Genomic DNA, 23,601 nt, shown 5'->3' on the forward strand with positions numbered 1-23,601 from the left:
TTAGATGGTTTCTTCGTCGTAGCCGCTGTAGAAGTGCGCACCGTCAAAGCCGGGCACAGAATCCTTCAGTGACAGGCCAAGCTCAACGAGCTTGTCCTTGACCTCATCCACCGACTTCTGACCGAAGTTGCGGATGTTCATCAGCTGGGTCTCCGAGAGGGCGACCAGTTCGCTGACGTTGTTGATGCCTTCGCGCTTGAGGCAGTTGTACGAGCGCACGGACAGATCGAGGTCTTCGATCGGCACGGACAGCTCGGTCGAGAGGACGGCGTCGACCGGCGCGGGGCCGATCTCAATGCCCTCAGCGGCGGTGTTCAACTCGCGGGCCAGACCGAACAGCTCGGTCAGCGTACGACCGGCGGATGCGATGGCGTCGCGGGGCGAGATAGCCGACTTGGTCTCCACGTCGACGACGAGGCGGTCGAAGTCGGTGCGCTCACCGGCACGAGTTGCCTCGACACGGTAGGTCACCTTGAGAACCGGCGAGTAAATCGAGTCGACCGGAATCTGGCCGGCCTCGGAGTACTCGTTGCGGTTCTGGGTAGCCGACACGTAACCACGGCCACGCTCGATGGTCAGTTCAAGTTCGAACTTGGCCTTGTCGTTCAGGGTCGCGATGACGAGCTCGGGGTTGTGAACCTCCACGCCGGCCGGAGCCGAGATGTCGGCAGCGGTGACCTGACCGGAGCCCTGCTTGCGCAGGTACGCGGTGATCGGCTCGTCGTGCTCGCTCGAGATGACGAGTCCCTTGATGTTCAGGATGATCTCGGTGACATCTTCCTTGACCCCGGGAACGGTGCTGAATTCGTGAAGCACTCCATCGATGCGGATGCTGGTGACAGCAGCGCCGGGAATCGAGGAAAGCAGGGTGCGGCGCATCGAGTTACCGAGGGTGTAGCCGAAGCCGGGCTCGAGCGGTTCGATGACGAACCGGGACCGGAACTCCGAGATGTTCTCTTCGGTGAGCGTGGGGCGCTGTGCGATAAGCACTATTGATTCCTTTCGGCGAAGTGTCCGCTATATGACACTTAGTGGCGAGTTGTTAAGTTGTGAGACTCGACGGGGTGGCTGGTGCGCCCTGTCGCGGTGAACGGCGAGTGAGCCTGCCCGGATCTTTCGACCCAGACAAGCCCAATCGCCTGTCACTGAAAGGAATTAAACGCGGCGGCGCTTCGGGGGACGGCAACCGTTGTGAGCCTGGGGCGTCACGTCGTTGATCGAACCAACTTCGAGGCCGGCAGCCTGCAGCGAACGGATAGCCGTTTCGCGGCCGGAGCCCGGTCCCTTGACGAAGACGTCAACCTTCTTCATGCCGTGCTCCTGCGCCTGGCGGGCAGCCGACTCGGCGGCCAGCTGAGCGGCGAACGGGGTCGACTTGCGCGAACCCTTGAAGCCGACTCCACCTGAGGACGCCCAGCTGATGACTGCACCGGTGGTGTCAGTGATCGAGACGATGGTGTTGTTGAACGTGGACTTGATGTGAGCCTGGCCCACAACAATGTTCTTCTTTTCTTTCTTACGCGGCTTCCGTACGGCCGACTTGGGTGCTGCCATGATTTCTCCTGAATCCTAGAGGCGAGACGGGCTAGGCGAGGCCTAGCGCGCCTTCTTCTTGCCGGCTACGGTGCGCTTCGGGCCCTTGCGGGTGCGAGCGTTGGTCTTGGTGCGCTGGCCGCGAACGGGCAGGCCCTTGCGGTGACGAATACCTTCGTAGCTACCGATCTCGACCTTGCGGCGGATGTCAGCGGCGATCTCGCGTCGAAGGTCACCCTCGATCTTGAAGGTTCCTTCGATGTAGTCGCGGAGCTGGACGAGCTGCTCGTCGGTCAGGTCCTTGACGCGAATGTTTCCATCGATCTCGACGTCGGCGAGGGTCTTGAGAGCCCTCGTACGGCCAACACCGAAAATGTAAGTAAGTGCAACTTCCACGCGCTTATCGCGCGGAATGTCTACGCCGGCTAGACGTGCCATTGTGGCTTCTCCTGTGGGATGAGTGGAGGTCTGTAACAGTGCCTGTGCATCGGCCTCCAACCGATGGTGTCACCCCGAGGGGTTCCCGGCACTGCTAAGTATTTAGTTGTTAAGCTGCTGACCGCGGTGAGATCGGCCTGCGGGTCTCGACAAGCTCGACCAGCCCTGAGGCTGCTGACCTTGCCAGGTGACTAGCCCTGACGCTGCTTGTGACGCGGGTTCTCGCAGATGACCATCACGTTGCCGTTACGGCGGATGACCTTGCACTTGTCACAGATCTTCTTGACGCTGGGCTTGACCTTCATGGGTGTGTCCTTGTAATCGCTGTCTTCGTACCCTCGGGATGCCGTGGGCCGTTACTTACAGCAACGCTTTACTTGTAGCGGTAAACGATCCGACCGCGGGTCAGGTCGTAAGGGCTCAGCTCCACGATCACGCGGTCCTCGGGGAGGATGCGGATGTAGTGCTGACGCATCTTGCCCGAAATGTGGGCAAGAACTTTGTGGCCGTTGGTCAACTCAACGCGAAACATCGCATTGGGAAGAGCTTCGACTACTGCGCCCTCGATCTCGATGACACCGTCTTTTTTGGCCATAACTCACTATCGCTAAAGTATTGGTTGCTGGTCGTGCGTGGATGTGGCGGCCAGACACGCCAATAAAGGCGGTGCTAGACACCAAGGATTTATCCTATGCTATGCAATTGCCTTTTGGCAATTCATCCCTATAATCCCTCGGCCCGTTTCCAGGCCGAGGGACGGTGGGACAGCTCTCAGGATGCGGTGACGGCTCCGCGGACGACCTCGAGCAGGTCCGCGTAGAGCGGATGCGTGGGCTCGAGCCCGCACACGTCGGCCACGATGGTCTCGGCCGAGTCGGTGCCGAGCATCCGCTGCAGCTCGACGCTCTGCTCGTCGTCGGCCACGTTGAAGCGCAGGGCCGCGGCGATGGCCGTCAGCAGCGCCACGGGGCGGGTGCCTCCCTCGGCGATCTCGGCGGCCGGGCCGATGAAGCGTTCGTGACGGCTGAGCTTGCGCAGCGGCTGGCGGCCGACGCGTTCGACGGTGTCGGGCAGCGACGGGTTGGCGAACCGACCGAGGATCTTCTCCCGGTAGGCGCGCTGGGTGGCCTCGTCGAGGCCGTGCTTGGCCACCAGGAGGGCGCTGGTCTCTTCGAGCACCCGGCGGGCGCCGTCGGCGACCGAGGGCACCAGCAGAGCGTCGGAGAGTTTGGAGACGCCGGCCTGGGTGCCGAGGTAGGCGACCGTGGCGTGCCCGGTGTTCACCGTGAAGAGCTTCCGCTCGATGTACGGGGCCAGGTCCGTGACGAACGTGGCGCCGGGAATCACTGGCGGGGTGTCACCGAAAGCGGAGCTTTCGATGACCCATTCGTAGAAGGCCTCGACGGTGACGTCGATGCCGGCATCCGCTGCCTGGCCGGGAACGATGCGGTCCACGGCCGTGTTCGCGAAGGCCACCCGGCTGGCGAGGGCATCGCGGTCGCCGTCGGGCACGTTCGCCCAGACCTGCTCGGCGAGCACATCCGTGGCGTTGATGGCGTTCTCGCAGGCCATCACGGCCAGCGGCGGCCGGCTGGCATCGCGGCGGGCCAGGCCCGCCGCGATGACCGGAGCCACGAAACGCAGCACGTTCGGTCCGACGGCGGTGGTGACCGCGTCGGCCGTGGCGATCTCGTTGATGAGATCGGCCTCGTGGGTGGAGCTGTTGATGGCGCGGAAGTTGTCGACCACCTTGTCGGTGGGCGTCTGGCCCGCCTCGTGCACCGTGTAGGACGGTGCGTTCTGCAGAGCCTCAATGAGAGGAGCATTCACATCGGCGAAGACGACCTCATAACCGGCCTCGTGAAGCAGGAGCCCGACGAAACCGCGGCCGATGTTGCCCGCGCCGAAGTGAATGGCTTTCATTCTGCGTTTACCTCCTCGAGCAACGCGAAGATGTCTTCCTGCGTTGCTGCGTCGATCAGTTTCTGTACTTCGTCCTCGTCCGAGAAGACGACGGCGATCTTGGAGAGGATCTCCAGGTGTTCGTTGTTCAGTCCGGCAATGCCGACCGCGAACTTGACGGGCTGGCCGTCCCAGTCGATCGGCTCGGCGTAGCGCACGAGCGAGAGAGCCGATCGCACGATCGACTCCTTCGCGTCGTTCGTGCCGTGCGGGATCGCCAGGAAGTTGCCCATGTAGGTCGAGACGGAGTTCTCGCGCTCGAACATCGAGTCGACATACTCCTGCTTGACCGCCCCGGCGGCGACCAGCAGTGCGCCGGCCTCCCGGATTGCGTCGTCGCGGGTGGTGGCCGTTCCCGCGGCCACCACGTTCTGCGGTTCCAGAATGCTCTGGGTCATTACTTAGTCACTTCCTCGCTTGCGCCCTGGAGAGATTCCACGACCTCGTCGTACTTCGGGCTGTTCATGAAGTTGTCCACCGACACGTGCACCGACTTGGGGCTCTTGCCCCGAGCGCGGTCCGTCAGGTCCTGGTGGGTGATCACGAGGTCGGCGGTTCCGTCGAGGTTCGCGATGGCCTGGTTGGTCACCGTGACCCCTTCGATGCCGGCCTTCTTGATCTTGTTGCGGAGCACCGAGGCGCCCATGGCGCTGGAGCCCATACCGGCGTCGCAGGCGAAGACGATGTTCTTCACAGCGTGACCGGTGGCGGCCGAAGCACCCAGGTTGCTCAGCACGGAGCTGGACTTGCCCTTGTTGGCCTCGGTCTTGGCGATGGCGGCGGCCAGTTCGTTGTCGTTCTCAGCGGCGAGGTCCTTCTTGCGGCTGGCACGGAGGATGACGGCACCGATTGCGAACGAGACTCCCGCAGAGGCGAGAACCGAGAGGATCACGCCGACATAGTCGGTTCCCGGCGTCTGAGCGAGCACGGCAATGATGCTGCCGGGCGAGGCGGGGGCGCGGAGGCCGGTCTGGAAGGCGACGTTCACGGCAACACCGGTCATGCCACCACCGATGGCGGCGAAGACCAGCATCGGCTTCATCAGCACGTAGGGGAAGTAGATCTCGTGGATACCACCGAGGAACTGGATGATGATCGCGCCGGGTGCACTCGCACGGGCCAGGCCCACGCCGAAGAACGTGAACGCGAGCAGGATGCCCAGGCCGGGGCCGGGGTTCGCCTCGAGGAGGAACAGGATCGACTTTCCGCTTTCCTGAACCTGCTGCACACCGATGGGGGTGAGCACGCCGTGGTTGATGGCGTTGTTGAGGAAGAGGATCTTGCCGGGTTCGATGAAGATCGACGCGATCGGCAGCAGGCCGTTGGCGATCAGCCAGTCAACGACCGACTCGAGGAAGGAGCTCAGTCCGGTGACCAGCGGGGCGATTCCGAAGAACGCGCCGAGGGCCAGGGCGAAACCGAGGATACCGGCGGAGAAGTTGTCCACCAGCATCTCGAAGCCGGGCTTGATCTTTCCGGCCCAGATCTTGTCGACCTTCATCAGGATCCATGCGGAGAGCGGTCCGACGACCATCGCACCGATGAACATCGGGATCGAGCTGCCGACGATGACGCCCATGGTGGCGATCGAGGCGATCACTCCACCGCGGGTGCCGTAGACCATCCGGCCGCCGGTGTTGGCGATCAGCAGCGGCAGTAGGTACAAGATCATCGGGTCGACCAGCGTGACCAGGGTCTCGTTCGGGGTCCAGCCGGTGGGGATGAAGAATGCGGTGATGATGCCCCACGCGATGAACGCCGCGATATTGGGCATGATCATGCCGCTCAGGAAGGTACCGAAGGCCTGAACGTGGACCCTCGCGCCCTTCTTCTCGGTGACAGACGTCGTTGTCATTTCTGTGTACCTCTCTCGGGGTGGGTAAGCACGGTAGGGGCCGCGCTAGGTGGGGCGGAGCTGATGTAACTGTGTGCGATTGCGGTTGCCGCGGCGCGAGCGGATGCTGCGCCGTCGGCGGACAAAGCGGCCTCGGCGAGTTGCCGAGCCTGCTCAAGAGTGAAGTCGGCCAGAGAGGCCCGAACGTCGGCGAGGGCGGCAGCCGACATCGACAGGGTGGTGGCGCCGAGGCCCACGAGCACCACGGCGAGCAGCGGGTCGGCCGCGGCCTCGCCGCAGACACCGACGGGTTTGCCGGCGGCGGCACCGGCGGCACCCACCTCGCCCACCAGGCGCAGCACCGCGGGGTGCCACGGGTCCTGGAAGCTCGCGACGGTTCCGAGCATCCGGTCGGCCGCGAGGGTGTATTGGGTGAGGTCGTTGGTGCCGATCGACGCGAAGTCGGTGTGGGCCAGGATGCGGTCGGCCATGAGGGCCGCGGACGGCACCTCGACCATGACACCGGCGGTCTTCAGGCCCAGGTCGTGGGCGAGGGTGGTGAAGTAGTCGGCTTCTTCCACGGTGGACACCATGGGTGCCATCACCCAGACGTCGGCCTCGGTGGTCTTGGCGGCTTCGGCGAGGGCGGTGAGCTGCTCGCGCAGGATGTCCTCGCTGGCGCGGAGGGCCCGGAGTCCGCGGAGGCCCAGGGCGGGGTTCTCCTCGTCGGCGTCGTTGAGGAACGCGAGCGGCTTGTCGGCGCCGGCGTCAAGCGCCCGCACCACGACCTTCTTGCCGGGGAAGGCGCGCAGCATCCGCTCGTATTCACTCTGCTGCTGCAGCACGGTGGGCGCGGAGGTGGAGTCGAGGAAGAGGAACTCGGTGCGGAACAGGCCCACACCCTCTGCGCCGAGGGCGACGGCGCGTTCGGCGCCATCCGCTGAGCCGAGGTTGGCCAGCAGCGGCACGCTGGTGCCGTCGGCGAGCGTGCCGGGGCCGATCGGGGCCAGGGCGCGGGCGGCGCGGGCGGCGATGCGGGCCCGGGCGTCGGCGATCTGCTTGTCGGTGGGGGCCACGAGCACGATGCCGTTGGCGGCGTCGATGATGACCTCGTCGCCGTCAGCGAGCTGCGCGGCGGCATGGGTGCCCACGATCGCCACGATCGACTTCTCGCGGGCCAGGATCGCGGTGTGCGAGGTGGGGCCGCCGTCGATGGTGATGAGGCCGAGCACCTTGGTGAGATCCAGCAGCGCGGTGTCGGCCGGGGCCAGGTCGCGGGCCACGAGCACGAACGGTTCGGCGGGGTCGGGCACACCGGGGGCGGGCAGGCCGGCGAGGTCGGCGATGACCCGCTGGGCCACGTCGTCGAGGTCGGCAGCGCGTTCGGCGAGGTAGCCGCCGAGGGCCAGCAGCTGGTCGCGGAAGGCGGAGAAGGCTTCGAACACGGCGCGTTCGGCGGTCTGGTGCTTGTGCAGCCGGGCGGTGACTTCGTCGACGAGGGAGGGGTCCTCGGCCATCATGGCCTGGGCCTCGAGCACCTCCTGGGCGGTGCCGCCGGCGCGTTCGCCCCGGGCCTCGAGTTCTTCTGCCACGGCGTGCATCGATGCGGTGGCGCGGGCCAGTTCGGCCTCGGGGTCCCGGGTGCTGCGGGTGTCGACGGGTTCGGGTAGCGGCTCGGGCATGCGCAGCACGCGGCCGACGGCCACGCCCTGGCCGATTCCGATTCCTTGCAGTTCCAGCATGGTCAGCCGCTTTCGCTTAGGCGTCGTGGTCGGTGAGGAGAAGCGCGGCGAGTTCATCGAGCACGGTCTCGGCGTTGTCGCCGTCGGCGGCGAGGGTGACGCTGTCGCCGTGGTTGATGCCCAGTGCGATGACGCCCAGGATGCTGGCGGCGTTGACGGCCTTGCCGTCGCCCTTCTGCAGCGTGACCGGGGTGCCGGCGGCGGCCGCGGCCTTGCTGAAGAGCTTCGCGGGGCGAGCGTGAAGCCCGTGGGTCGATCCGATCAGTACGGTGCGTGCAGCCATTTCGTACGCCTAAGCCTTTCCAACGTGCGGGATTGTCACCGGGCCTCAGTCGAGGTCCCGGCTTCGTGCGGGCGGCCGGCAGCCGCCGGCACAACAATCAGGGGTGGTGGGGTGTGGCGTCTGATTGTCAGACCCACGACCGTTCGTGCTCGGCATCCACGGCCAGGTCGAGTGCCAGGTCGCCGTCGCGGGCCGCGAAGACCGCCTTGGGCAACAGGGCCACTCCCACGCCGAGCTTCTTCGCCTGAGTGCTGAGGCGGTCGAAGCGGGGAGCGAGGTGTGGGCCGACCAGAAGAACATCGACGGTGTCGAGCGAGCCCGGCAGGTCCGATTCGCTTCCGGCGACAACGGTGAGGGTGAGCCCCCGTTGCTTGCCGGTCACACGCAAGCGGTGTGCCACGAATGCGCTGGACGCACCGGCACCACATACGACGAGAATCTTCATTGATTCATTCCTTCCATCGAACTTCTGAATGCAACACCTACTGTCCTCTTTCCGCCCCGCGGGCACCACCAGAGCCTTTTCCGCCCCCTGCGGAAACAACCAAAATGCCTGCCGTTCCGGGCTGCACTCTCTGCTTGACTACTCTTGAGACAATGGAGTTGCGCATTATGAGTGATAAGCAGGCACGGATGCTGGACTATCTGTCCCAGACGTCGGGCTGGATCACGGCAGGCGAGCTTGCTGACCGCCTGGGCGTCACTCCTCGCAGCGTGCGCAGCTACGTCACCGCGGTCAAGGCCGCGGCGCATCCGCTGACCGTGATCGAATCGGGCACCGCCGGGTATCGCATCAACCGGGACGAGTTCTCCGCGTTCACCGCCGAACATCGCTCGCGGCCCCGCGACACGGAGGCCGACACCCCGCAGCAGCGTCTCTCGCAGCTGGTGCGCCGGCTCACCGAGGAGGTCGACGGCCTCGACGTGTACGAGTTGGCCGCCGAGAACTTCGTCAGCGACTCCACGGTGGAGGCCGACCTGGCCCGGGTGCGGTTGCTCCTGCCCGACTCCGGGCTCACGCTCGTGCGGCACGGCAGCGTCGTCACCCTCACCGGTTCGGAGACCGACCGCCGCAAGCTCCTCAGCCGCATGTTCCGCGAGGAAAGCGCCCGCGGCATGATCGACCTGGAGACCATTCAGCGCGAGTTCACCTCTGGCCAGGCCGGCGCCGACAGCCTCAGCGCGTTCAAGACCGACCTCATCGACCTGCTCGACGGCCAGGGCTACTTCGTGAACGAGTACGGCATCAACAACGTGCTGCTGCATGTGGCCATCGCCATCGACCGGGTGAGCAAGAACCTCTCCCCCGCACCGGCCGTCACCGAGCCACCGTCGGAGCTGGCCACCTCGCTGTCGGGCCTGATCATGACGCACTTCGACGTGTGCCTGGGCAGCGGCGACCTGGCCTACCTGGCCTTCCTGCTCACCACCCGGGTGATCACGCCCGGGCACGACCAGCCGGCCGAGACCCTCATCGAGAGCTACGTGCAGCCGGCCGAGCTCGCCGCGATGCGAGCGATCGTGGACCGGGCCAGCCAGGAGTACCTGGTCGACCTCGACGACGACGACTTCATCGTGCGGCTCACCCTGCACGTGCGCAACCTGATCAACCGGGCGCACGACAAGTCGTACTCCCGCAATCCCCTCACCCGGTCGATCAAGACGTCGTATCCGCTGATCTACGAGCTGGCCGTGTACATCGCCAGCGAGCTGCAGCGCGCCGAGAGCATCGTGATCAACGACGACGAGATCGCCTACATCGCCATGCACGTGGGTGCGCACCTCGAGCAGCAGGTGCGCCGGGTGGAGCTGGTGACCTGCGCGATCGTGTGCCCCAACTACTACGACATGCACGTGCTGCTGCGCGAACGCATCGAACGGGTGCTCGGCGACGACCTCGAGGTGGTTGCGGTGATCACCCGGTCCGACGTGGACTGGGATTCGCTCGACGCCGATCTGGTGCTCACCACCATCGACCCCCAGTTGCACTCCGACGGGGTCATCGTGATCCAGCCGTTCCTCACCCAGAACGATGTGGACCGCATCCGTCAGCATGCCAGCCGGGTGCGGCGGATGCGCCGGCGGGCGCGCCTGAAGGACGACCTGCTGCAGTTCTTCGACGAGTCGTTGTTCTCGCGCAACTTCTACGCCCGCGACGAGGTGGCCATGATCACCGCGCTGGGCGAGCGGATGACGGCCAAGGGCATCATCGACCAGAGCTACGTCGACGGCGCCATCGAGCGCGAGCTGATGTCGTCGACCGCGTTCACCGACAACCTCGCGGTGCCGCACGCCATGTCGATGAGTGCAAAGCAAACGTCGATCGCGATCGTGATCAACGACGCCCCGATGGACTGGGGCGACAACAGGGTGAACGTGGTGGCGCTCATCGCGTTCAGCGCCGCGGGGCGCAGCACCTTCCAGGCGGTCTTCGACCAGTTCGTGGAGGTCTTCGCCGACCGCCTCGAGGTGCAGCGCCTAATCAAGCGCTCGGTGGACTTCGCGTCGTTCATCGACGAGCTCGTCCACGTGATGGACACCTAACCCCGCTCCGCCCCCTTCCCCGGCGTGGCCTCCCCCGCCCCAACTGGTCCCGAAACGGACAATTGCACCCGGCGTACCGGGTGCATATGTCCGAACGGGCAACAGATACAAACGGATGGCCGTCGGCGAGCGTCTCCACCTCGGCTCAGGCCGCCCGCACCACGCGGCCATCCGCTGCGTGACCCGGCCGCGCGGGCAGGCGCGCATCCGCCTCGCTACCGCACTAACTGGTGCCGAAACGGACAATTGCACCCGGCGTACCGGGTGCAGATGTCCGCACGGGCGACAGTTGAGTAAGGAGAGCCCCGGGAACGTGCCGCGGCGCGGGCTTGCCTGGCCAGAGGGCCTCGAGGCGATGCCGAACTAGGCCAGGAGGGTGGAGGCGGTTCCGAACTAGGCCAGGGGCGTGGGGGTGGAGGTGGTGCCCAACTAGGCGAGGGGCGTGGGGGTGATGCCGAACTGGGCCAGGCCCGCGGCGCCGCCGTCTTCGGCGGTGAGCACCCAGATGCCGTCCTTGTGCACGGCGACGCTGTGCTCCCAGTGCGCGGCGGCCTTGCCGTCGCTGGTGGCGACGGTCCAGTCGTCGTCGCGGGTGTACGTCTCGATGTCGCCGAGCACCACCATCGGCTCGATGGCCACAACCAGGCCGGGCTTCACGTCCGGGCCCTTCTGGCGCACCCGATAGTTGAACACCGGCGGCGCCTCGTGCATCGACTTGCCGATGCCGTGGCCCACGTAGTCGGTGAGGATCCCGTAGCTGCCCTGCGACTCGATGTAGTCCTCGATGGCCTCGCCCACCTCGTTGAGATGACGCGCCTCGGCGAGCCGCGCGATGCCGTGCCAGAGCGACTGCTCGGTCACGCGGGAGAGTTCCTCCCGCTCGGCCACGACCTCGGGCCGCGACGGGTCGGGCAGCACGAAGGTGAACGCCGCGTCGCCGTTCCAGCCGTCGATGATCGCGCCGCTGTCGATGGAGACGATGTCACCCGCACCCAGGACCCGCCCATTGGGGATGCCGTGCACCACGTCGTCGTTCACCGACGCGCACACGGTGTGGAAATAGCCCTGCTCGAGCTTGAAGTTGGGCCGGCCGCCCAGGGCCACGATGGCGGCTTCAGCGGCCGCATCCAGGGCCAGCGTGGTCACGCCCACCTTCATCGCTTCGCGCGCCGCCACGAGCGACGCAGCGGTCGCCAGGCCGGGGGCCAGCATGAGGCGCATCTGCGCCGGAGTCTTGTAGATGGAGCGGCGAAGGGCCACGGTCATACCTGCAAACTAAGTCGTCGTGCGAAAGCGGGCGCCGGAAGGCGTCCGGGGAAAAACGAAAGGGCGCCGACCGAAGCCGACGCCCAATCACAGCAAATTACGCCGAGGCCACAACCGCGTCGGTGGGCCCGACGGCGTGCAGTCCGCGCTCGGCCAGAGCCGCCACGATACGGTCGGTGACCTGGTCGACGGCACCGAGGCCGTCGATGGTGACGACCACGCCGCGCTTGTCGTACAGGTCGATCAGCGGTGCGGTCTGCTCTTCGTAGACCTCGAGACGGTGACGGATGACGTCGGCCGTGTCATCGGCGCGCCCCTGTTCCGCAGCGCGCTTGAGCAGCCGCGCCACGACCTCATCGGTGTCGGCGACGATCTGCACCACGGCGTCGAGCGAGGTGCCCTCGGCGTCGAGCAGGCGGTCGAGCTCGAGCACCTGGTCGGTGGTGCGCGGGTACCCGTCGAGCAGGAAGCCCTGCAGGGCGTCCGGCTCCTTGAGGCGGTCGGCGACAATCTCATTGGTCAACGAGTCGGGCACGTACTTGCCAGCCTCGATGAACGCCTTGACCTGCACGCCGAGCTCGGTTTCGTTCTTCACGTTGAACCGGAAGATGTCGCCGGTGGAGATGGCGGGAACACCGAAGGCTTCGGCCAGACGCACGGCCTGGGTGCCCTTGCCCGCACCGGGCGGGCCGATCACAAGAAGTCGGGTCATCGCAGAAGCCCTTCGTAGTGGCGTTGCTGCAGCTGGGAGTCGATCTGCTTCACGGTCTCCAGGCCGACACCCACGATGATGAGGATGCTGGCGCCACCGAACGGGAAGTTCTGGTCGGCGCCGATGGCCGAGAAGGCTATCAGCGGGAGCAGCGCGATCAGGCCGAGGTACAGAGCACCGGGCAGCGTCACGCGGGTGAGCACGTAGTCGAGGTACTCGGCGGTGGGCCGGCCGGCACGGATGCCGGGGATGAATCCGCCGTACTTCTTCATGTTGTCGGCGACCTCTTCGGGGTTGAAGGTGATCGCGACGTAGAAGTACGTGAAGCCCACGATGAGCAGGAAGTACATCGCCATGTAGAGCGGGTGGTCGCCCTTGGTGAGGTTGTTGGTGATCCAGGTGACCCAGGCCAGCGGTTCGGTGCCCGCGGCGGGCTGGTTGAACTGGGCGATGAGCGCCGGCAGGTACAACAGCGACGACGCGAAGATGACGGGCACAACGCCGGCCATGTTCACCTTGATCGGAATGTAGGTGTTGTTGCCGCCATAGGTGCGGCGGCCCACCATGCGCTTGGCGTATTGCACCGGGATGCGGCGCTGCGACTGCTCGACGAACACCACGGCGGCCACAACGACCAGCCCGATGGCCAGGACGATGAGCAGGATGTCGATGCCGTTCTGCTGGCCGATCGAGATCAGCGAGTTCGGGAATCGGGCGGCGATCGACGTGAAGATGAGGAGGGACATGCCGTTGCCGATTCCGCGCTCGGTGATCATCTCACCCATCCACATGATGACGCCGGTACCGGCGGTCATGGTGATGACCATCAGCATGATGGCGTACCAGGCGTCGTTGGTGATCAGCTGCGAGCACTCGCTCGAGGCGGAGGTGCCGAACAGGGCGCCGCTGCGGGCGACGGTGATCAGCGTCGTCGACTGGAGGATGCCGAGGGCGATGGTGAGGTAACGCGTGTACTGGGTGAGCTTGGACTGGCCCGCCGCGCCCTCCTTGTAGAGGGTCTCGAAGTGGGGAATCACCACGCGCAGCAGCTGCACGATGATGGAGGCCGTGATGTACGGCATGATCCCCAGTGCGAAGACGGACAGCTGCAGCAGGGCGCCACCGCTGAACAGGTTCACGAGCTCGTAGAGGCCGCTCGTTCCCTGGTTCGCTGCAAGACAGGCTTGCACGTTGCCGAAGTCCACGAATGGGGCGGGGATGAACGAGCCCAGACGGAACAGGGCGACGATGCCCAGGGTGAACCCGATCTTCTTACGAAGGTCCGGTGTGCGGAATATCCGCGCAATGGCGCTAAACAAAAAAGGCCTCCAGTTAGTAACAAAGAACGAGCTTGCCGAGACAGCGTCAGCGCTTTAGTCGCTGAGCAGGCTCGACAAGCTCGATCTCGTCTACGGGTCTTACTACTTGATCGAGCCACCTGCTGCGACGATCTTCTGCTCAGCTGAGCGGGAGACCTTATCGACTGCAACAGTCAGCTTAACCGCAATGTCACCATTGCCGAGAACCTTGACCTTCTCGTTGTCACGAACGGCACCCTTGGCGACCAGCGATTCGATGGTTACATCGCCGCCGGTCGGGTACAGCTCGGCCAGGCGCTCCAGGTTTACAACCTGGTACTCCACGCGGAACGGGTTCTTGAACCCGCGCAGCTTCGGGGTGCGCATGTGCAGCGGCATCTGCCCACCCTCGAAGCCGATACGCACGGTGTAGCGTGCCTTGGTGCCCTTGGTGCCACGACCCGCGGTCTTACCCTTGGATCCTTCACCACGGCCAACGCGCTGCTTGTCCTTCTTCGATCCGGGCGCGGGGCGAAGGTGGTGAACCTTCAGCACCTGCGGACGGGCCTCAGCGGGCTCAGTCGGCGCGGCGGCCTTCTTGGCGGCAGCAGTCTTGGCCGGAGCCTTGGCTGCAGCAGCCTTCGTGGTCGTCGCCTTGGGGGCGGCGGCCTTCTTAGCGGCGGGCTTGGTTGCGACCTTCTCGGTCGCTTCCTTCTCGTCAGCCATTAGTCAATCTCCTCGACCTTCACCAGGTGAGCAACGGTGTTGACGTAACCACGGTTCTGCGAGTTGTCCTCGCGGATCGTGACGGCGCCAATGCGACGCAGGCCCAGGCTGCGAAGCGTGTCGCGCTGGTTCTGCTTCTCACTAATTTTGGACTTGATCTGCGTAATCTTCAGCTGAGCCATTAGGCACCTGCCTTCGCGCTTGCGGCGGCTGCTGCTGCAGCCGCATCGGCACGCAGAAAACGGGCCGGGGCCACGTCTTCGTAGGAGAGGCCACGGCGAGCCGCAACCGCACGCGGCTCTTCGAGCTGGTGCAGGGCCTCCACCGTGGCGTGCACGATGTTGATGGTGTTCGACGAACCGAGCGACTTGCTCAGCACGTCGTGGATGCCGGCGCATTCGAGTACGGCGCGCACCGGGCCACCGGCGATAACGCCGGTACCTGCTGCGGCCGGACGGAGAAGAACGACTCCGGCGGCGGCTTCACCCTGAACGGGGTGCGGGATGGTCAGGCCGACGCGGGGAACGCGGAAGAAGTTCTTCTTCGCTTCCTCGACACCCTTGCTGATTGCGGTCGGGACCTCGCGGGCCTTACCGTAACCAACGCCTACCAGGCCGTTACCGTCTCCGACGACGACCAGAGCGGTGAAGCTGAAGCGACGACCACCCTTGACCACCTTGGAAACACGGTTGATCGTGACGACGCGCTCGAGGAACTGGCTCTTCTCGGCGTCACGGCTTCCGCGCTCACGGTTCGGGCTGCGCTCACGGCCACCACGGCGAGCCTCGCGAGGCTCGTTCTGCGGCGGCGTGGTCGAAGCTGCGGTTTCCACCGGAACTTCAGTGACGACGTCAGCTTCCTTCGCTGCTGCGGTGCTACTGGATTCAGTGCTCACAGGTCCAACCCTCCCTTTCGGGCTCCTTCGGCGATGGCTGCGACGCGTCCTGCGTACTTGCTGCCACCACGGTCAAATACGACGGCTTCAATGCCGGCAGCCTTCGCACGCTCTGCGACGAGCTCGCCGACCTTGAGGGCCTTGGCGGTCTTGTCACCATCGAAGGTGCGCATGTCAGTTTCGAGAGTCGACGCCGACGCGAGGGTGAAACCCTTGCTGTCGTCAACGACCTGCACGAATACGTGGCGAGCCGAACGGGTGACGACGAGACGCGGACGAAGCGCGGTCCCCTCGATCTTCTTGCGAAGACGTGCGTGCCTGCGTCCGCGGGCAGCCGACTTGCTTTTTCCTCTAGTTCCGAGACCCATGGTTACTTACCACTCTTTCCGGCCTTGCGGCGAACAATCTCGCCGGCGTAACGCACACCCTTACCCTTGTAGGGCTCAGGCTTGCGAATCTTACGGATGTTTGCGGCAACCTCGCCGACGGCCTGCTTGTCGATACCGCTGACCGTGAGCTTGTTAACGCCCTCGACGGTCAGGGAGATACCAACGGGCGGCTCGATGAGGACCGGGTGCGAGAAGCCGAGGGCGAACTCAACGGAGGTGCCCTTCTGTGCGACGCGGTAACCGGTACCGACGATCTCGAGTCCCTTGGTGTAACCCACGGTGACGCCGATGATCTGGTTGGCGATCAGGGTACGGGTCAGTCCGTGCAGCGAACGCGAAGCGCGCTCGTCGTCGGGACGGGTGACCAGAACCTGGCCATCGGTGACCTGAACCTCGATGGGGTTGGCGACGGTGAGCGCGAGCTCACCCTTCGGACCCTTGACGCTAACGGCCTGGCCGTTAGCTTCGACCGTGACACCCGCGGGGATCTCGATCGGAAGTCTTCCAATACGTGACATTGTCGGCTACCACACGTAGGCGAGAACTTCTCCGCCTACGCCCTTCTTCTCAGCCTGGCGGTCGGTGAGCAGACCGCTGGAGGTGGACAGGATGGCAACGCCGAGGCCGCCGAGAACCGTGGGGATCTCAGTCGACTTTGCGTACACGCGCAGGCCGGGCTTGGAAACCCGCTTGATGCCGACGATGGAACGCTCGCGGTTGGGGCCGAACTTGAGGTTCAGCGTGAGGGTCTTTCCGACCTCTGCATCCTTGACATCCCAGGCAGAGATGTAACCCTGTGCCTTGAGGATGTCTGCGATGTGCGCCTTGAGCTTGCTGTGCGGCATCGACACTGTGTCGTGGTACGCCGAGTTAGCGTTGCGCAGTCTGGTCAGCATATCTGCGACCGGATCTGTCATTGTCATTTTGTGGTGCCTTTCTCGCCTGGTTTCGTGCACCCGTTACACGGATGACGACCTGTGGTGGTGGAGGGGGCCGAACGGTTGTCCGGCCCCCGGGTATTGCTAGTTTAGGAGTTTTCGGCCGTCTTGAACGGGAAGCCGAGCGCCTTGAGCAGCGCGCGACCCTCGTCGTTGTTCTTGGCGGTCGTCACAACAGTGATGTCCATACCGCGAACACGGTCGATCCGGTCCTGGTCGATCTCGTGGAACATAACCTGCTCCGTGAGGCCGAACGTGTAGTTGCCGGCGCCGTCGAACTGCTTGTCCGAGAGGCCGCGGAAGTCGCGGATACGGGGCAGGGCGAGGCTGAGCAGCCGGTCGAGGAACTCCCACATGCGGTCGCCACGAAGTGTGACGTGCGTGCCAATGGGCTGTCCTTCACGCAGTTTGAACTGCGCGATGGACTTGCGTGCCTTGGTGACCTGCGGCTTCTGGCCGGTGATCTTGGTGAGGTCGGCGACGGCGCCATCCATGATCTTGCCGTCGCGTGCTGCCTCGCCGACACCCATGTTGACGATGATCTTCGTCAGGTTGGGCACCTGGTGGACGTTGGTGAAGCCGAGTTCCGTGGCGAGCTTCTTGGAGATCTCGTCGCGGTACTTCTGCTTCAGACGCGGCAGGACGACGGGCTTTGCGTCGGTTGCGATGTCAGTCATTAGAGGTCCTTACCTGACTTCTTGGCGTAACGAACGCGGACCGTCTTGGTGACGCCGTCCTTCGTTACCTCTTCGAGGCGGAATCCGACCTTGGTCGGCTTCTTGGTCTCCGGGTCGACCAGCGCGACGTTGGAAGCGTGAATCGATGCTTCCACGGTCTCGATGCCGCCGGTCTTGGAGCCGCGCTGGGTCTGGCCGACACGAACGTGCTTCTTGACGAAGTTGATGCCTTCGACGAGAACACGGTTCTTCTCAACCTGTACCTCGAGCACACGACCCTGCTTGCCACGGTCTCCGCCGCGAGCCTGGGTGCGGCCGGTGATGACCTCTACGAGGTCACCCTTCTTGATTCTGGCCATGATTTAGATAACCTCCGGTGCCAACGAAATGATCTTCATGAACTTCTTGTCGCGGAGTTCGCGACCGACCGGTCCGAAGATACGGTACCACGGGGGTCTCCGTCAGCCTTCAAGATCACTGCGGCGTTCTCATCGAACTTGATGTACGAGCCGTCTGGACGACGGGTCTGCTTTTTGACGCGAACGATGACGGCTTTGACGACGTCACCCTTCTTGACGTTGCCGCCCGGGATGGCGTCCTTGACGGTGGCGACGATGACGTCACCCAGTCCGGCGTAACGACGGCCGGAGCCACCGAGAACACGGATCGTCAACAGGACCTTGGCACCGGTGTTGTCGGCAACTTTGAGTCGTGATTCTTGCTGAAGCACTTTCTAACTCCTTCTATCAAGTAAGCGCGAGCGCTTACTTGGCCTTCTCGAGAATCTCGACCAGGCGGAAGCGCTTGGTGGCGCTCAGCGGGCGAGTTTCACTGATCAGGACCAGGTCGCCGACGCCGGCGGTGTTCTCCGCGTCGTGAACCTTCAGCTTGGACGTACGGCGGATGACCTTGCCGTACAGGGGGTGCTTCACGCGGTCTTCGACCTCGACAACGATGGTCTTATCCATCTTGTCGCTGGTCACGTAACCACGCAGCGTCTTGCGGTAGCCGCGCACGAGAGCCTCGGCGGGGACGACCGTTTCGTCAGTCTTCGCCATGATTAGGCCTCCTTCGTCTCGACGGCGTCAGCAGCGGGAGCATCCGTGGATGCGTCCTTGGCCTTGGCCTTCTTGGTCGTCTTCTTCTCAGCCTTGGCCGGAGCCTCGACTGCGACGGGAGTGGCACGAATGCCCAGCTCGCGCTCACGGAGAACCGTGTAGATGCGTGCAATGTCCCGCTTGACCGCGCGGAGGCGGCCGTGGCTTTCGAGCTGGCCGGTGGCCGACTGGAAGCGCAGGTTGAACAGCTCTTCCTTAGCCTTCTTCAGCTCGTCGAACAGTCGTTCGTTTTCAAAGGTGTCGAGCTCGACTGAGGCGAGCTCCTTGGATCCGATCGCCATTATGCGTCGCCCTCCTCGCGCTTGATGATGCGTGCCTTGAGGGGCAGCTTGTGAATTGCGCGGGTGAGCGCTTCGCGAGCAACGGTGTCAGAGACACCGGAAAGCTCGAAGAGCACGCGGCCCGGCTTGACGTTCGCGACCCACCACTCGACGGAACCCTTACCGGAACCCATGCGGGTTTCGGCCGGCTTCTTGGTGAGCGGGCGGTCCGGGTAGATGTTGATCCAGACCTTGCCGCCACGCTTGATGTGACGCGTCATTGCGATACGAGCGGACTCGATCTGACGGTTGGTCACGTACGCGGGGGTAAGGGCCTGAATGCCATACTCGCCGAACGAAACAGTGGTACCACCGGTTGCGTGGCCGGTACGGCCGGGGTGGTGCTGCTTGCGGTGCTTAACTCTGCGGGGAATCAACATTATTTAGCCTCAACTCCTGCTGCAACCGGAGCCGCGCCCTCTGCGCGAGGCGCACGGCGGGGACGGTCGTCACGACGCTCGGGGCGGGACGACTTAGCGTTGGCCTGCTCACGAGCGAGTTCCTTGTTGGTGATGTCGCCCTTGTAGATCCAAACCTTCACGCCGATACGGCCGAAGGTGGTCTTGGCTTCGTAGAAGCCGTAGTCGATGTTCGCGCGCAGGGTGTGCAGCGGCACACGGCCTTCGCGGTAGAACTCCGAACGGCTCATCTCAGCGCCACCGAGACGACCGGACACCTGGATGCGAACACCCTTGGCGCCGGCGCGCTGGGCGCCCTGCAGGCCCTTACGCATCGCGCGGCGGAAAGCCACACGAGCGGAGAGCTGCTCTGCAATGCCCTGCGCGACGAGCTGTGCATCCTGCTCGGGGTTCTTGACCTCGAGGATGTTCAGCTGGATCTGCTTGGCGGTGAGCTTTTCAAGGTCGGACCGGATGCGCTCTGCTTCCGCGCCGCGACGACCGATCACGATGCCCGGACGGGCGGTGTGAATGTCGACACGGACACGATCGCGGGTGCGCTCGATCTCGATGCGGGACACGCCGGCGCGGTCGAGGCTGGTGCTCAACAGGCGGCGGATCTTGACGTCTTCAGCGACGAAGTCGCTGTAACGCTGGCCCGGCTTCGTGCTGTCAGAGAACCAACGCGACACGTGGTCGGTCGTGATTCCCAGACGGAAGCCATACGGGTTTACTTTCTGACCCATTACTTCGTACCCTCCTCAGGAGTGGCGAGCACAACAGTGATGTGGCTCGTACGCTTCTTGATCTGGAATGCGCGACCCTGTGCGCGGGCCTGGAAACGCTTGAGGGTCGTGCCCTCATCAACGAATGCCTGGGAGATGAACAGATCCTGTTCGTCCAGGAACTCGTTCGCTGCATCTGCCTTGACCCGGGCGTTCGCGATGGCCGATTCGACCAGCTTGTACACGGGGTCGGACGCGCCCTGCGGCGCGAACTTCAGAATTCCCAGCGCTTCGTGCGCCTGCTTGCCACGAATCAGGTTGACAACGCGACGGGCCTTCTGGGCGGTAACGCGGATGTGACGCACGCGTGCGATCGACTCCACCATTTCTCCTCCTTCACGTCACCGCGTTAGCGGCGACGACCCTTCTTGTCATCCTTCACGTGACCACGGAAGGTGCGGGTGGGGGCAAACTCGCCGAGCTTGTGTCCCACCATGCTCTCGGTGACGAACACCGGGATGTGCTTGCGACCGTCGTGAACCGCGATGGTGTGCCCGAGCATGTCGGGGATGATCATCGAGCGGCGCGACCAGGTCTTGATTACGTTCTTGCTTGAGGCTTCATTCGCCTTGACAACCTTGCGAAGCAGGTGGTCGTCAACGAAGGGGCCCTTCTTAAGACTTCTTGGCATCGTCTACTCCTACTTACGCTTCTTGCCGACGGTACGGCGACGAACAATGAGCTTGTCGCTTTCCTTGTTCGGGTGGCGGGTGCGCCCTTCCTTCTGGCCCCAGGGGCTGACGGGGTGACGTCCACCGGACGTCTTACCCTCACCACCACCGTGCGGGTGGTCGACCGGGTTCATGGCAACACCACGAACGGTCGGGCGAACGCCTTTCCAGCGCATCCGGCCGGCCTTGCCCCAGTTAATGTTCGACTGCTCGGCGTTGCCGACCTCACCGATGGTGGCGCGGCAGCGGGCGTCGACATTACGGATTTCTCCGGACGGCAGGCGCAGCTGGGCGTAGATGCCATCCTTCGCGACCAGGCGAACCGACACTCCGGCGGAGCGGGCCAGCTTGGCGCCACCACCCGGACGGATCTCGATGGCGTGAATGATGGTACCGGTGGGGATGTTCTTCAGCGGCAGGTTGTTGCCGGGCTTGATGTCAGCACCGGCACCTGACTCGACGATGTCGCCCTGGTTCAGCTTGTTCGGCGCAATGATGTAGCGCTTGGAGCCGTCCAGGAAGTGCAGCAGCGCGATGCGCGCCGTGCGGTTGGGGTCGTACTCGATGTGAGCGACCTTGGCGTTGACGCCGTCCTTGTCGTTACGACGGAAGTCGATGACACGGTACTGGCGCTTGTGGCCACCACCGATGTGACGCGTCGTGATGCGACCCTGGTTGTTACGACCACCGGTCTTGGACAGCGGACGAAGCAGCGACTTCTCGGGCGTCGAACGGGTGATCTCTGCGAAGTCCGCAACAGATGAACCGCGACGACCGGGGGTCGTGGGCTTGTACTTACGAATAGCCATTTCTTATTCCTCTAGTCCTGGCCGCTTAGCCGACGGCCGTGAAGATGTCGATGGAACCGGACTTGAGCGTGACGATCGCACGCTTGGTGTCCTTGCGCTTGCCAAGACCGAACTTCGTACGGCGAGTCTTGCCGATGCGGTTCATGGTGTTGATCGAAGCAACCTCAACCTTGAAGATCTTCTCGATCGCCAGCTTGATTTCGGTCTTGTTCGAACGCGGGTCCACGATGAAGGTGTACTTGCCCTCGTCGATCAGGCCGTAGCTCTTCTCAGAGACGACCGGAGCGATGATGACGTCGCGGGGGTCCTTTTGAGTGGGGGTAGCCATTATGCGGACACCTCTTCCTTCTTGGTCTTGTGCGCCACGAACGCGTCAAACGCGCCCTTGGTGAAGACGATGTCGTCAGAGACGAGAACGTCATAGGCATTCAGCTGGTCCCAGGACAGCACGTGCACCGTCGGGAGGTTGCGGATGCTGCGGAGAGTCAGCTCGTCGGTGCGCTCGAGAACGACCAGCACGTGCTTGCTGCTGGCGATCTGGGTGAGCAGCGTGATGGCGCCCTTGGTGCTGGGCGTCTCGGCCGAGAACAGCGCGGTCACCACGTGCAGACGGTCGCCACGGGCGCGGTCAGAGAGTGAACCCTTGAGCGCGGCGGCAATCATCTTCTTCGGGGTGCGCTGGTCGTAGCTGCGCGGGGTCGGTCCGTGGACGATGCCACCACCGGTCATCTGAGGGGCGCGGATCGAGCCCTGACGAGCGCGACCGGTTCCCTTCTGCTTGAACGGCTTGCGGCCGGCGCCGGAAACTTCGCCGCGGCCCTTGACCTTGTGCGTACCCTGACGAGCGGCAGCGAGCTGCGCGACAACGACCTGGTGGATCAGCGGGATGTTGGTCTGGACGTCGAAGATTTCGGCGGGCAGCTCAACGGAGCCGGCCTTCTTGCCGTTGGCGTCGATGAGGTCGAGTGCGGTAGCCATAAGAACTACGCTCCCTTCACTGCGGTGCGGACGAATACGAGGCGGCCCTTGGCGCCGGGAACGGCACCCTTGACCAGGATCAGGCCCTTGTCAGCGTCAATCGCGTGAACCTTCAGGTTCAGCACGGTCACGCGCTCGCCACCCATACGACCGGCCATGCGCATGCCCTTGAAGACACGGCTGGGGGTCGAGGAGGCGCCGATGGAACCGGGCTTGCGGTGGTTGCGGTGCGAACCGTGCGAAGCGGAAACACCCTTGAAGTTGTGACGCTTCATAACACCGGCGAAGCCCTTGCCCTTGGAGGTGCCCATGACGTCGACCTTGGTGCCGGCAACGAACACACCGTCAACGGTGAGCTCCTGGCCCAGGGTGTAGTCAGCGGCATCCGCGGTGCGGAGCTCGGTAACGTGACGGCGCGGCGTGACGCCGGCCTTCTCGAAGTGTCCTGCGGACGGCTTGTTCACCTTGCGGGGGTCGATGGCGCCAGAGGCAATCTGAACGCCGGCGTAGCCGTCGATGTCCTTCGTGCGGATCTGGGTGACGACGTTCGGCGCGATCTCGATGACGGTAACGGGAACAAGCTTGTTGTTCTCGTCCCACACCTGAGTCATGCCGAGCTTCTTGCCGAGGAGGCCCTTGGTGGTCTTGGTATCTGCGTACGACATCGCGGGCCCTAGAGCTTGATCTCGATGTTGACGTCGGCCGGGAGGTCGAGACGCATAAGCGAGTCGACGGCCTTCGGCGTCGGGTCAATGATGTCGATCAGACGCTTGTGGGTGCGCATTTCAAAGTGCTCCCGGCTGTCCTTGTACTTGTGAGGGGAACGGATGACACACACCACGTTCTTCTCGGTCGGAAGCGGCACGGGGCCGACGACGGTCGCGCCCGCACGGGTCACGGTGTCGACGATCTTGCGCGCCGAGATGTCAATGACCTCGTGGTCATACGACTTAAGTCGAATGCGGATCTTCTGTCCCGCCATGTCGAACTCTCTTTCTTGTCAAGGCTTCTTACATCCCGAGGGCTGCATTGGACGCCGTAGTAGCACTGCTGCTATCGCACCACTGTTCATCTGTCAATTTCGATCCAGCCGGGGATCCGACTCTCTCGACCCAACTTCCCAGGCCAGGCCTGGCGGATGACATGGTTTTACCCACGCATCCTTGAAGTTGATTTAAGCTTCGTTCTGCTACCCGCGGCCTAACTCCGACCCTCAAGGGGCGAGCTATGCACTGCCTGGTAGTGATTCCGGTCTCGCGAGCAGCGCGATCCGAAAGTGTTGAAC

34 protein-coding genes and 1 pseudogene are annotated in these 23,601 nt (G+C 64.1%); 1 reads left to right on the forward strand and 34 read right to left on the reverse strand.

The genetic code is table 11. The annotated features are described in order from the left end of the window. From KY500_RS12470 to KY500_RS12520, 11 genes are all read right to left on the reverse strand, one after another. Nucleotides 1-990 (reverse strand): DNA-directed RNA polymerase subunit alpha, encoded by a 990-nt coding sequence (locus tag KY500_RS12470; RefSeq protein WP_066597571.1) that lies wholly within the window; start codon nt 988-990, stop codon nt 1-3. Nucleotides 991-1,155: 165 nt separating this feature from the next. Next, entirely contained in the window at nt 1,156-1,554 is a 399-nt protein-coding gene (gene rpsK, locus KY500_RS12475) for a 30S ribosomal protein S11 (protein ID WP_066597573.1), read from the reverse strand. A gap of 42 nt (nt 1,555-1,596) precedes the next feature. Then, the gene (rpsM, locus tag KY500_RS12480) at nt 1,597-1,971 is read right to left on the reverse strand and encodes a 30S ribosomal protein S13 (RefSeq protein WP_066597575.1); all 375 of its coding nucleotides are present in this window, start codon (nt 1,969-1,971) and stop codon (nt 1,597-1,599) included. 191 nt (nt 1,972-2,162) lie between these two features. Beyond that, nucleotides 2,163-2,276 carry a 50S ribosomal protein L36 gene (gene rpmJ, locus KY500_RS12485; RefSeq protein ID WP_035834639.1) on the reverse strand — a complete coding sequence of 38 codons (114 nt, stop codon included), beginning with the start codon at nt 2,274-2,276 and terminating at the stop codon, nt 2,163-2,165. Between the two features lie 68 nt (nt 2,277-2,344). Further along, nucleotides 2,345-2,566 (reverse strand): translation initiation factor IF-1, encoded by a 222-nt coding sequence (infA, locus tag KY500_RS12490; protein ID WP_022883252.1) that lies wholly within the window; start codon nt 2,564-2,566, stop codon nt 2,345-2,347. 176 nt (nt 2,567-2,742) lie between these two features. Then, the gene (locus KY500_RS12495; protein ID WP_219900842.1) at nt 2,743-3,894 is read right to left on the reverse strand and encodes a mannitol-1-phosphate 5-dehydrogenase; all 1,152 of its coding nucleotides are present in this window, start codon (nt 3,892-3,894) and stop codon (nt 2,743-2,745) included. Beyond that, a complete protein-coding gene (locus tag KY500_RS12500) occupies nt 3,891-4,331 on the reverse strand; it encodes a PTS sugar transporter subunit IIA (protein ID WP_066597579.1) in 441 nt (146 codons plus the stop codon). Before KY500_RS12500 ends, KY500_RS12495 begins: the two co-directional genes overlap by 4 nt. Next, a complete protein-coding gene (locus KY500_RS12505) occupies nt 4,331-5,788 on the reverse strand; it encodes a PTS mannitol transporter subunit IICB (protein WP_219900843.1) in 1,458 nt (485 codons plus the stop codon). Before KY500_RS12505 ends, KY500_RS12500 begins: the two co-directional genes overlap by 1 nt. Then, nucleotides 5,785-7,509, reverse strand: coding sequence for a phosphoenolpyruvate--protein phosphotransferase (gene ptsP / locus KY500_RS12510; RefSeq protein ID WP_219900844.1), 1,725 nt, complete (start codon nt 7,507-7,509; stop codon nt 5,785-5,787). The genes KY500_RS12505 and ptsP overlap by 4 nt, the downstream gene beginning before the upstream one ends. Nucleotides 7,510-7,525: 16 nt before the next feature. Continuing rightward, on the reverse strand, nt 7,526-7,792 hold the full coding sequence (locus KY500_RS12515) for an HPr family phosphocarrier protein (RefSeq protein WP_219900845.1): 267 nt from the start codon (nt 7,790-7,792) through the stop codon (nt 7,526-7,528). 127 nt (nt 7,793-7,919) lie between these two features. After that, on the reverse strand, nt 7,920-8,237 hold the full coding sequence (locus KY500_RS12520) for a PTS sugar transporter subunit IIB (RefSeq protein ID WP_066597588.1): 318 nt from the start codon (nt 8,235-8,237) through the stop codon (nt 7,920-7,922). A 167-nt stretch (nt 8,238-8,404) separates the two neighbouring features. On the opposite strand from KY500_RS12520, the gene KY500_RS12525 reads away from it, so the two are divergent. Then, a complete protein-coding gene (locus KY500_RS12525) occupies nt 8,405-10,336 on the forward strand; it encodes a BglG family transcription antiterminator (RefSeq protein ID WP_219900846.1) in 1,932 nt (643 codons plus the stop codon). Between the two features lie 429 nt (nt 10,337-10,765). Here the strand turns inward: KY500_RS12525 and map are convergent, their stop codons facing one another. From map to rpsJ, 23 genes and pseudogenes are all read right to left on the reverse strand, one after another. Next, nucleotides 10,766-11,602, reverse strand: a complete 837-nt coding sequence (gene map / locus KY500_RS12530) for a type I methionyl aminopeptidase (RefSeq protein ID WP_255579268.1) — start codon at nt 11,600-11,602, stop codon at nt 10,766-10,768. Between the two features lie 97 nt (nt 11,603-11,699). After that, complete coding sequence (locus KY500_RS12535) at nt 11,700-12,314, reverse strand: adenylate kinase (RefSeq protein ID WP_219900847.1); 615 nt, start codon at nt 12,312-12,314, stop codon at nt 11,700-11,702. Continuing rightward, the gene (secY, locus tag KY500_RS12540) at nt 12,311-13,633 is read right to left on the reverse strand and encodes a preprotein translocase subunit SecY (protein WP_219900848.1); all 1,323 of its coding nucleotides are present in this window, start codon (nt 13,631-13,633) and stop codon (nt 12,311-12,313) included. Before secY ends, KY500_RS12535 begins: the two co-directional genes overlap by 4 nt. 102 nt (nt 13,634-13,735) lie before the next feature. After that, entirely contained in the window at nt 13,736-14,338 is a 603-nt protein-coding gene (gene rplO, locus KY500_RS12545) for a 50S ribosomal protein L15 (RefSeq protein WP_219900849.1), read from the reverse strand. Further along, nucleotides 14,338-14,520 (reverse strand): 50S ribosomal protein L30, encoded by a 183-nt coding sequence (rpmD, locus tag KY500_RS12550; protein ID WP_066597599.1) that lies wholly within the window; start codon nt 14,518-14,520, stop codon nt 14,338-14,340. Before rpmD ends, rplO begins: the two co-directional genes overlap by 1 nt. Beyond that, the gene (gene rpsE / locus KY500_RS12555; RefSeq protein WP_084021204.1) at nt 14,520-15,233 is read right to left on the reverse strand and encodes a 30S ribosomal protein S5; all 714 of its coding nucleotides are present in this window, start codon (nt 15,231-15,233) and stop codon (nt 14,520-14,522) included. Before rpsE ends, rpmD begins: the two co-directional genes overlap by 1 nt. Next, the gene (rplR, locus tag KY500_RS12560; RefSeq protein ID WP_066597603.1) at nt 15,230-15,601 is read right to left on the reverse strand and encodes a 50S ribosomal protein L18; all 372 of its coding nucleotides are present in this window, start codon (nt 15,599-15,601) and stop codon (nt 15,230-15,232) included. Before rplR ends, rpsE begins: the two co-directional genes overlap by 4 nt. Before the next feature lie 2 nt (nt 15,602-15,603). After that, a complete protein-coding gene (gene rplF / locus KY500_RS12565; RefSeq protein WP_088457172.1) occupies nt 15,604-16,140 on the reverse strand; it encodes a 50S ribosomal protein L6 in 537 nt (178 codons plus the stop codon). A 6-nt stretch (nt 16,141-16,146) separates the two neighbouring features. Continuing rightward, on the reverse strand, nt 16,147-16,545 hold the full coding sequence (gene rpsH, locus KY500_RS12570; protein WP_066597609.1) for a 30S ribosomal protein S8: 399 nt from the start codon (nt 16,543-16,545) through the stop codon (nt 16,147-16,149). 104 nt (nt 16,546-16,649) lie between these two features. Continuing rightward, nucleotides 16,650-17,237, reverse strand: coding sequence for a 50S ribosomal protein L5 (gene rplE, locus KY500_RS12575; RefSeq protein ID WP_066597611.1), 588 nt, complete (start codon nt 17,235-17,237; stop codon nt 16,650-16,652). After that, nucleotides 17,237-17,596, reverse strand: a complete 360-nt coding sequence (gene rplX / locus KY500_RS12580) for a 50S ribosomal protein L24 (RefSeq protein WP_066597614.1) — start codon at nt 17,594-17,596, stop codon at nt 17,237-17,239. Before rplX ends, rplE begins: the two co-directional genes overlap by 1 nt. Before the next feature lie 3 nt (nt 17,597-17,599). Next, nucleotides 17,600-17,967, reverse strand: a pseudogene (gene rplN, locus KY500_RS12585) (50S ribosomal protein L14). Between the two features lie 34 nt (nt 17,968-18,001). Further along, nucleotides 18,002-18,295 (reverse strand): 30S ribosomal protein S17, encoded by a 294-nt coding sequence (gene rpsQ / locus KY500_RS12590; RefSeq protein ID WP_066597618.1) that lies wholly within the window; start codon nt 18,293-18,295, stop codon nt 18,002-18,004. A 2-nt stretch (nt 18,296-18,297) separates the two neighbouring features. Beyond that, nucleotides 18,298-18,636, reverse strand: a complete 339-nt coding sequence (gene rpmC / locus KY500_RS19615) for a 50S ribosomal protein L29 (RefSeq protein WP_130176625.1) — start codon at nt 18,634-18,636, stop codon at nt 18,298-18,300. Then, nucleotides 18,636-19,055 (reverse strand): 50S ribosomal protein L16, encoded by a 420-nt coding sequence (rplP, locus tag KY500_RS12600; protein ID WP_066597622.1) that lies wholly within the window; start codon nt 19,053-19,055, stop codon nt 18,636-18,638. Before rplP ends, rpmC begins: the two co-directional genes overlap by 1 nt. Then, entirely contained in the window at nt 19,055-19,819 is a 765-nt protein-coding gene (gene rpsC, locus KY500_RS12605) for a 30S ribosomal protein S3 (protein WP_066597624.1), read from the reverse strand. Before rpsC ends, rplP begins: the two co-directional genes overlap by 1 nt. Next, nucleotides 19,819-20,184 carry a 50S ribosomal protein L22 gene (gene rplV, locus KY500_RS12610; protein WP_066597626.1) on the reverse strand — a complete coding sequence of 122 codons (366 nt, stop codon included), beginning with the start codon at nt 20,182-20,184 and terminating at the stop codon, nt 19,819-19,821. The genes rpsC and rplV overlap by 1 nt, the downstream gene beginning before the upstream one ends. A gap of 23 nt (nt 20,185-20,207) precedes the next feature. Then, a complete protein-coding gene (gene rpsS, locus KY500_RS12615; RefSeq protein WP_066597628.1) occupies nt 20,208-20,489 on the reverse strand; it encodes a 30S ribosomal protein S19 in 282 nt (93 codons plus the stop codon). 9 nt (nt 20,490-20,498) lie between these two features. After that, nucleotides 20,499-21,338, reverse strand: a complete 840-nt coding sequence (gene rplB, locus KY500_RS12620) for a 50S ribosomal protein L2 (protein WP_110128309.1) — start codon at nt 21,336-21,338, stop codon at nt 20,499-20,501. Between the two features lie 25 nt (nt 21,339-21,363). Continuing rightward, a complete protein-coding gene (gene rplW, locus KY500_RS12625; protein ID WP_066597633.1) occupies nt 21,364-21,666 on the reverse strand; it encodes a 50S ribosomal protein L23 in 303 nt (100 codons plus the stop codon). Further along, nucleotides 21,666-22,316: a 50S ribosomal protein L4 gene (gene rplD / locus KY500_RS12630; protein ID WP_219900850.1), complete on the reverse strand. Its 651-nt coding sequence runs from the start codon at nt 22,314-22,316 to the stop codon at nt 21,666-21,668. Before rplD ends, rplW begins: the two co-directional genes overlap by 1 nt. A gap of 5 nt (nt 22,317-22,321) precedes the next feature. Further along, nucleotides 22,322-22,981, reverse strand: a complete 660-nt coding sequence (rplC, locus tag KY500_RS12635) for a 50S ribosomal protein L3 (RefSeq protein WP_066597637.1) — start codon at nt 22,979-22,981, stop codon at nt 22,322-22,324. A gap of 8 nt (nt 22,982-22,989) precedes the next feature. After that, on the reverse strand, nt 22,990-23,298 hold the full coding sequence (gene rpsJ, locus KY500_RS12640) for a 30S ribosomal protein S10 (RefSeq protein WP_035834607.1): 309 nt from the start codon (nt 23,296-23,298) through the stop codon (nt 22,990-22,992). Nucleotides 23,299-23,601 lie beyond the last annotated feature (303 nt).

It is taken from the genome of Cryobacterium sp. PAMC25264, assembly GCF_019443325.1.
GTDB lineage: Bacteria > Actinomycetota > Actinomycetes > Actinomycetales > Microbacteriaceae > Cryobacterium.

Coding starts and splice junctions, on each gene's coding strand:
- rpsK (WP_066597573.1), bottom strand. CDS start 1,554: ATGGCAGCACCCAAGTCGGCCGTACGGAAGCCGCGTAAGAAAGAAAAG.
- rpsM (WP_066597575.1), bottom strand. CDS start 1,971: ATGGCACGTCTAGCCGGCGTAGACATTCCGCGCGATAAGCGCGTGGAA.
- rpmJ (WP_035834639.1), bottom strand. CDS start 2,276: ATGAAGGTCAAGCCCAGCGTCAAGAAGATCTGTGACAAGTGCAAGGTC.
- infA (WP_022883252.1), bottom strand. CDS start 2,566: ATGGCCAAAAAAGACGGTGTCATCGAGATCGAGGGCGCAGTAGTCGAA.
- KY500_RS12495 (WP_219900842.1), bottom strand. CDS start 3,894: ATGAAAGCCATTCACTTCGGCGCGGGCAACATCGGCCGCGGTTTCGTC.
- KY500_RS12500 (WP_066597579.1), bottom strand. CDS start 4,331: ATGACCCAGAGCATTCTGGAACCGCAGAACGTGGTGGCCGCGGGAACG.
- KY500_RS12505 (WP_219900843.1), bottom strand. CDS start 5,788: ATGACAACGACGTCTGTCACCGAGAAGAAGGGCGCGAGGGTCCACGTT.
- ptsP (WP_219900844.1), bottom strand. CDS start 7,509: ATGCTGGAACTGCAAGGAATCGGAATCGGCCAGGGCGTGGCCGTCGGC.
- KY500_RS12515 (WP_219900845.1), bottom strand. CDS start 7,792: ATGGCTGCACGCACCGTACTGATCGGATCGACCCACGGGCTTCACGCT.
- KY500_RS12520 (WP_066597588.1), bottom strand. CDS start 8,237: ATGAAGATTCTCGTCGTATGTGGTGCCGGTGCGTCCAGCGCATTCGTG.
- KY500_RS12525 (WP_219900846.1), top strand. CDS start 8,405: ATGAGTGATAAGCAGGCACGGATGCTGGACTATCTGTCCCAGACGTCG.
- map (WP_255579268.1), bottom strand. CDS start 11,602: ATGACCGTGGCCCTTCGCCGCTCCATCTACAAGACTCCGGCGCAGATG.
- KY500_RS12535 (WP_219900847.1), bottom strand. CDS start 12,314: ATGACCCGACTTCTTGTGATCGGCCCGCCCGGTGCGGGCAAGGGCACC.
- rplO (WP_219900849.1), bottom strand. CDS start 14,338: ATGGCTGACGAGAAGGAAGCGACCGAGAAGGTCGCAACCAAGCCCGCC.
- rpmD (WP_066597599.1), bottom strand. CDS start 14,520: ATGGCTCAGCTGAAGATTACGCAGATCAAGTCCAAAATTAGTGAGAAG.
- rplR (WP_066597603.1), bottom strand. CDS start 15,601: ATGGGTCTCGGAACTAGAGGAAAAAGCAAGTCGGCTGCCCGCGGACGC.
- rplF (WP_088457172.1), bottom strand. CDS start 16,140: ATGTCACGTATTGGAAGACTTCCGATCGAGATCCCCGCGGGTGTCACG.
- rpsH (WP_066597609.1), bottom strand. CDS start 16,545: ATGACAATGACAGATCCGGTCGCAGATATGCTGACCAGACTGCGCAAC.
- rplE (WP_066597611.1), bottom strand. CDS start 17,237: ATGACTGACATCGCAACCGACGCAAAGCCCGTCGTCCTGCCGCGTCTG.
- rplX (WP_066597614.1), bottom strand. CDS start 17,596: ATGGCCAGAATCAAGAAGGGTGACCTCGTAGAGGTCATCACCGGCCGC.
- rpsQ (WP_066597618.1), bottom strand. CDS start 18,295: ATGGCGAAGACTGACGAAACGGTCGTCCCCGCCGAGGCTCTCGTGCGC.
- rpmC (WP_130176625.1), bottom strand. CDS start 18,636: ATGGCGATCGGATCCAAGGAGCTCGCCTCAGTCGAGCTCGACACCTTT.
- rplP (WP_066597622.1), bottom strand. CDS start 19,055: ATGTTGATTCCCCGCAGAGTTAAGCACCGCAAGCAGCACCACCCCGGC.
- rpsC (WP_066597624.1), bottom strand. CDS start 19,819: ATGGGTCAGAAAGTAAACCCGTATGGCTTCCGTCTGGGAATCACGACC.
- rplV (WP_066597626.1), bottom strand. CDS start 20,184: ATGGTGGAGTCGATCGCACGCGTGCGTCACATCCGCGTTACCGCCCAG.
- rpsS (WP_066597628.1), bottom strand. CDS start 20,489: ATGCCAAGAAGTCTTAAGAAGGGCCCCTTCGTTGACGACCACCTGCTT.
- rplB (WP_110128309.1), bottom strand. CDS start 21,338: ATGGCTATTCGTAAGTACAAGCCCACGACCCCCGGTCGTCGCGGTTCA.
- rplW (WP_066597633.1), bottom strand. CDS start 21,666: ATGGCTACCCCCACTCAAAAGGACCCCCGCGACGTCATCATCGCTCCG.
- rplD (WP_219900850.1), bottom strand. CDS start 22,316: ATGGCTACCGCACTCGACCTCATCGACGCCAACGGCAAGAAGGCCGGC.
- rplC (WP_066597637.1), bottom strand. CDS start 22,981: ATGTCGTACGCAGATACCAAGACCACCAAGGGCCTCCTCGGCAAGAAG.
- rpsJ (WP_035834607.1), bottom strand. CDS start 23,298: ATGGCGGGACAGAAGATCCGCATTCGACTTAAGTCGTATGACCACGAG.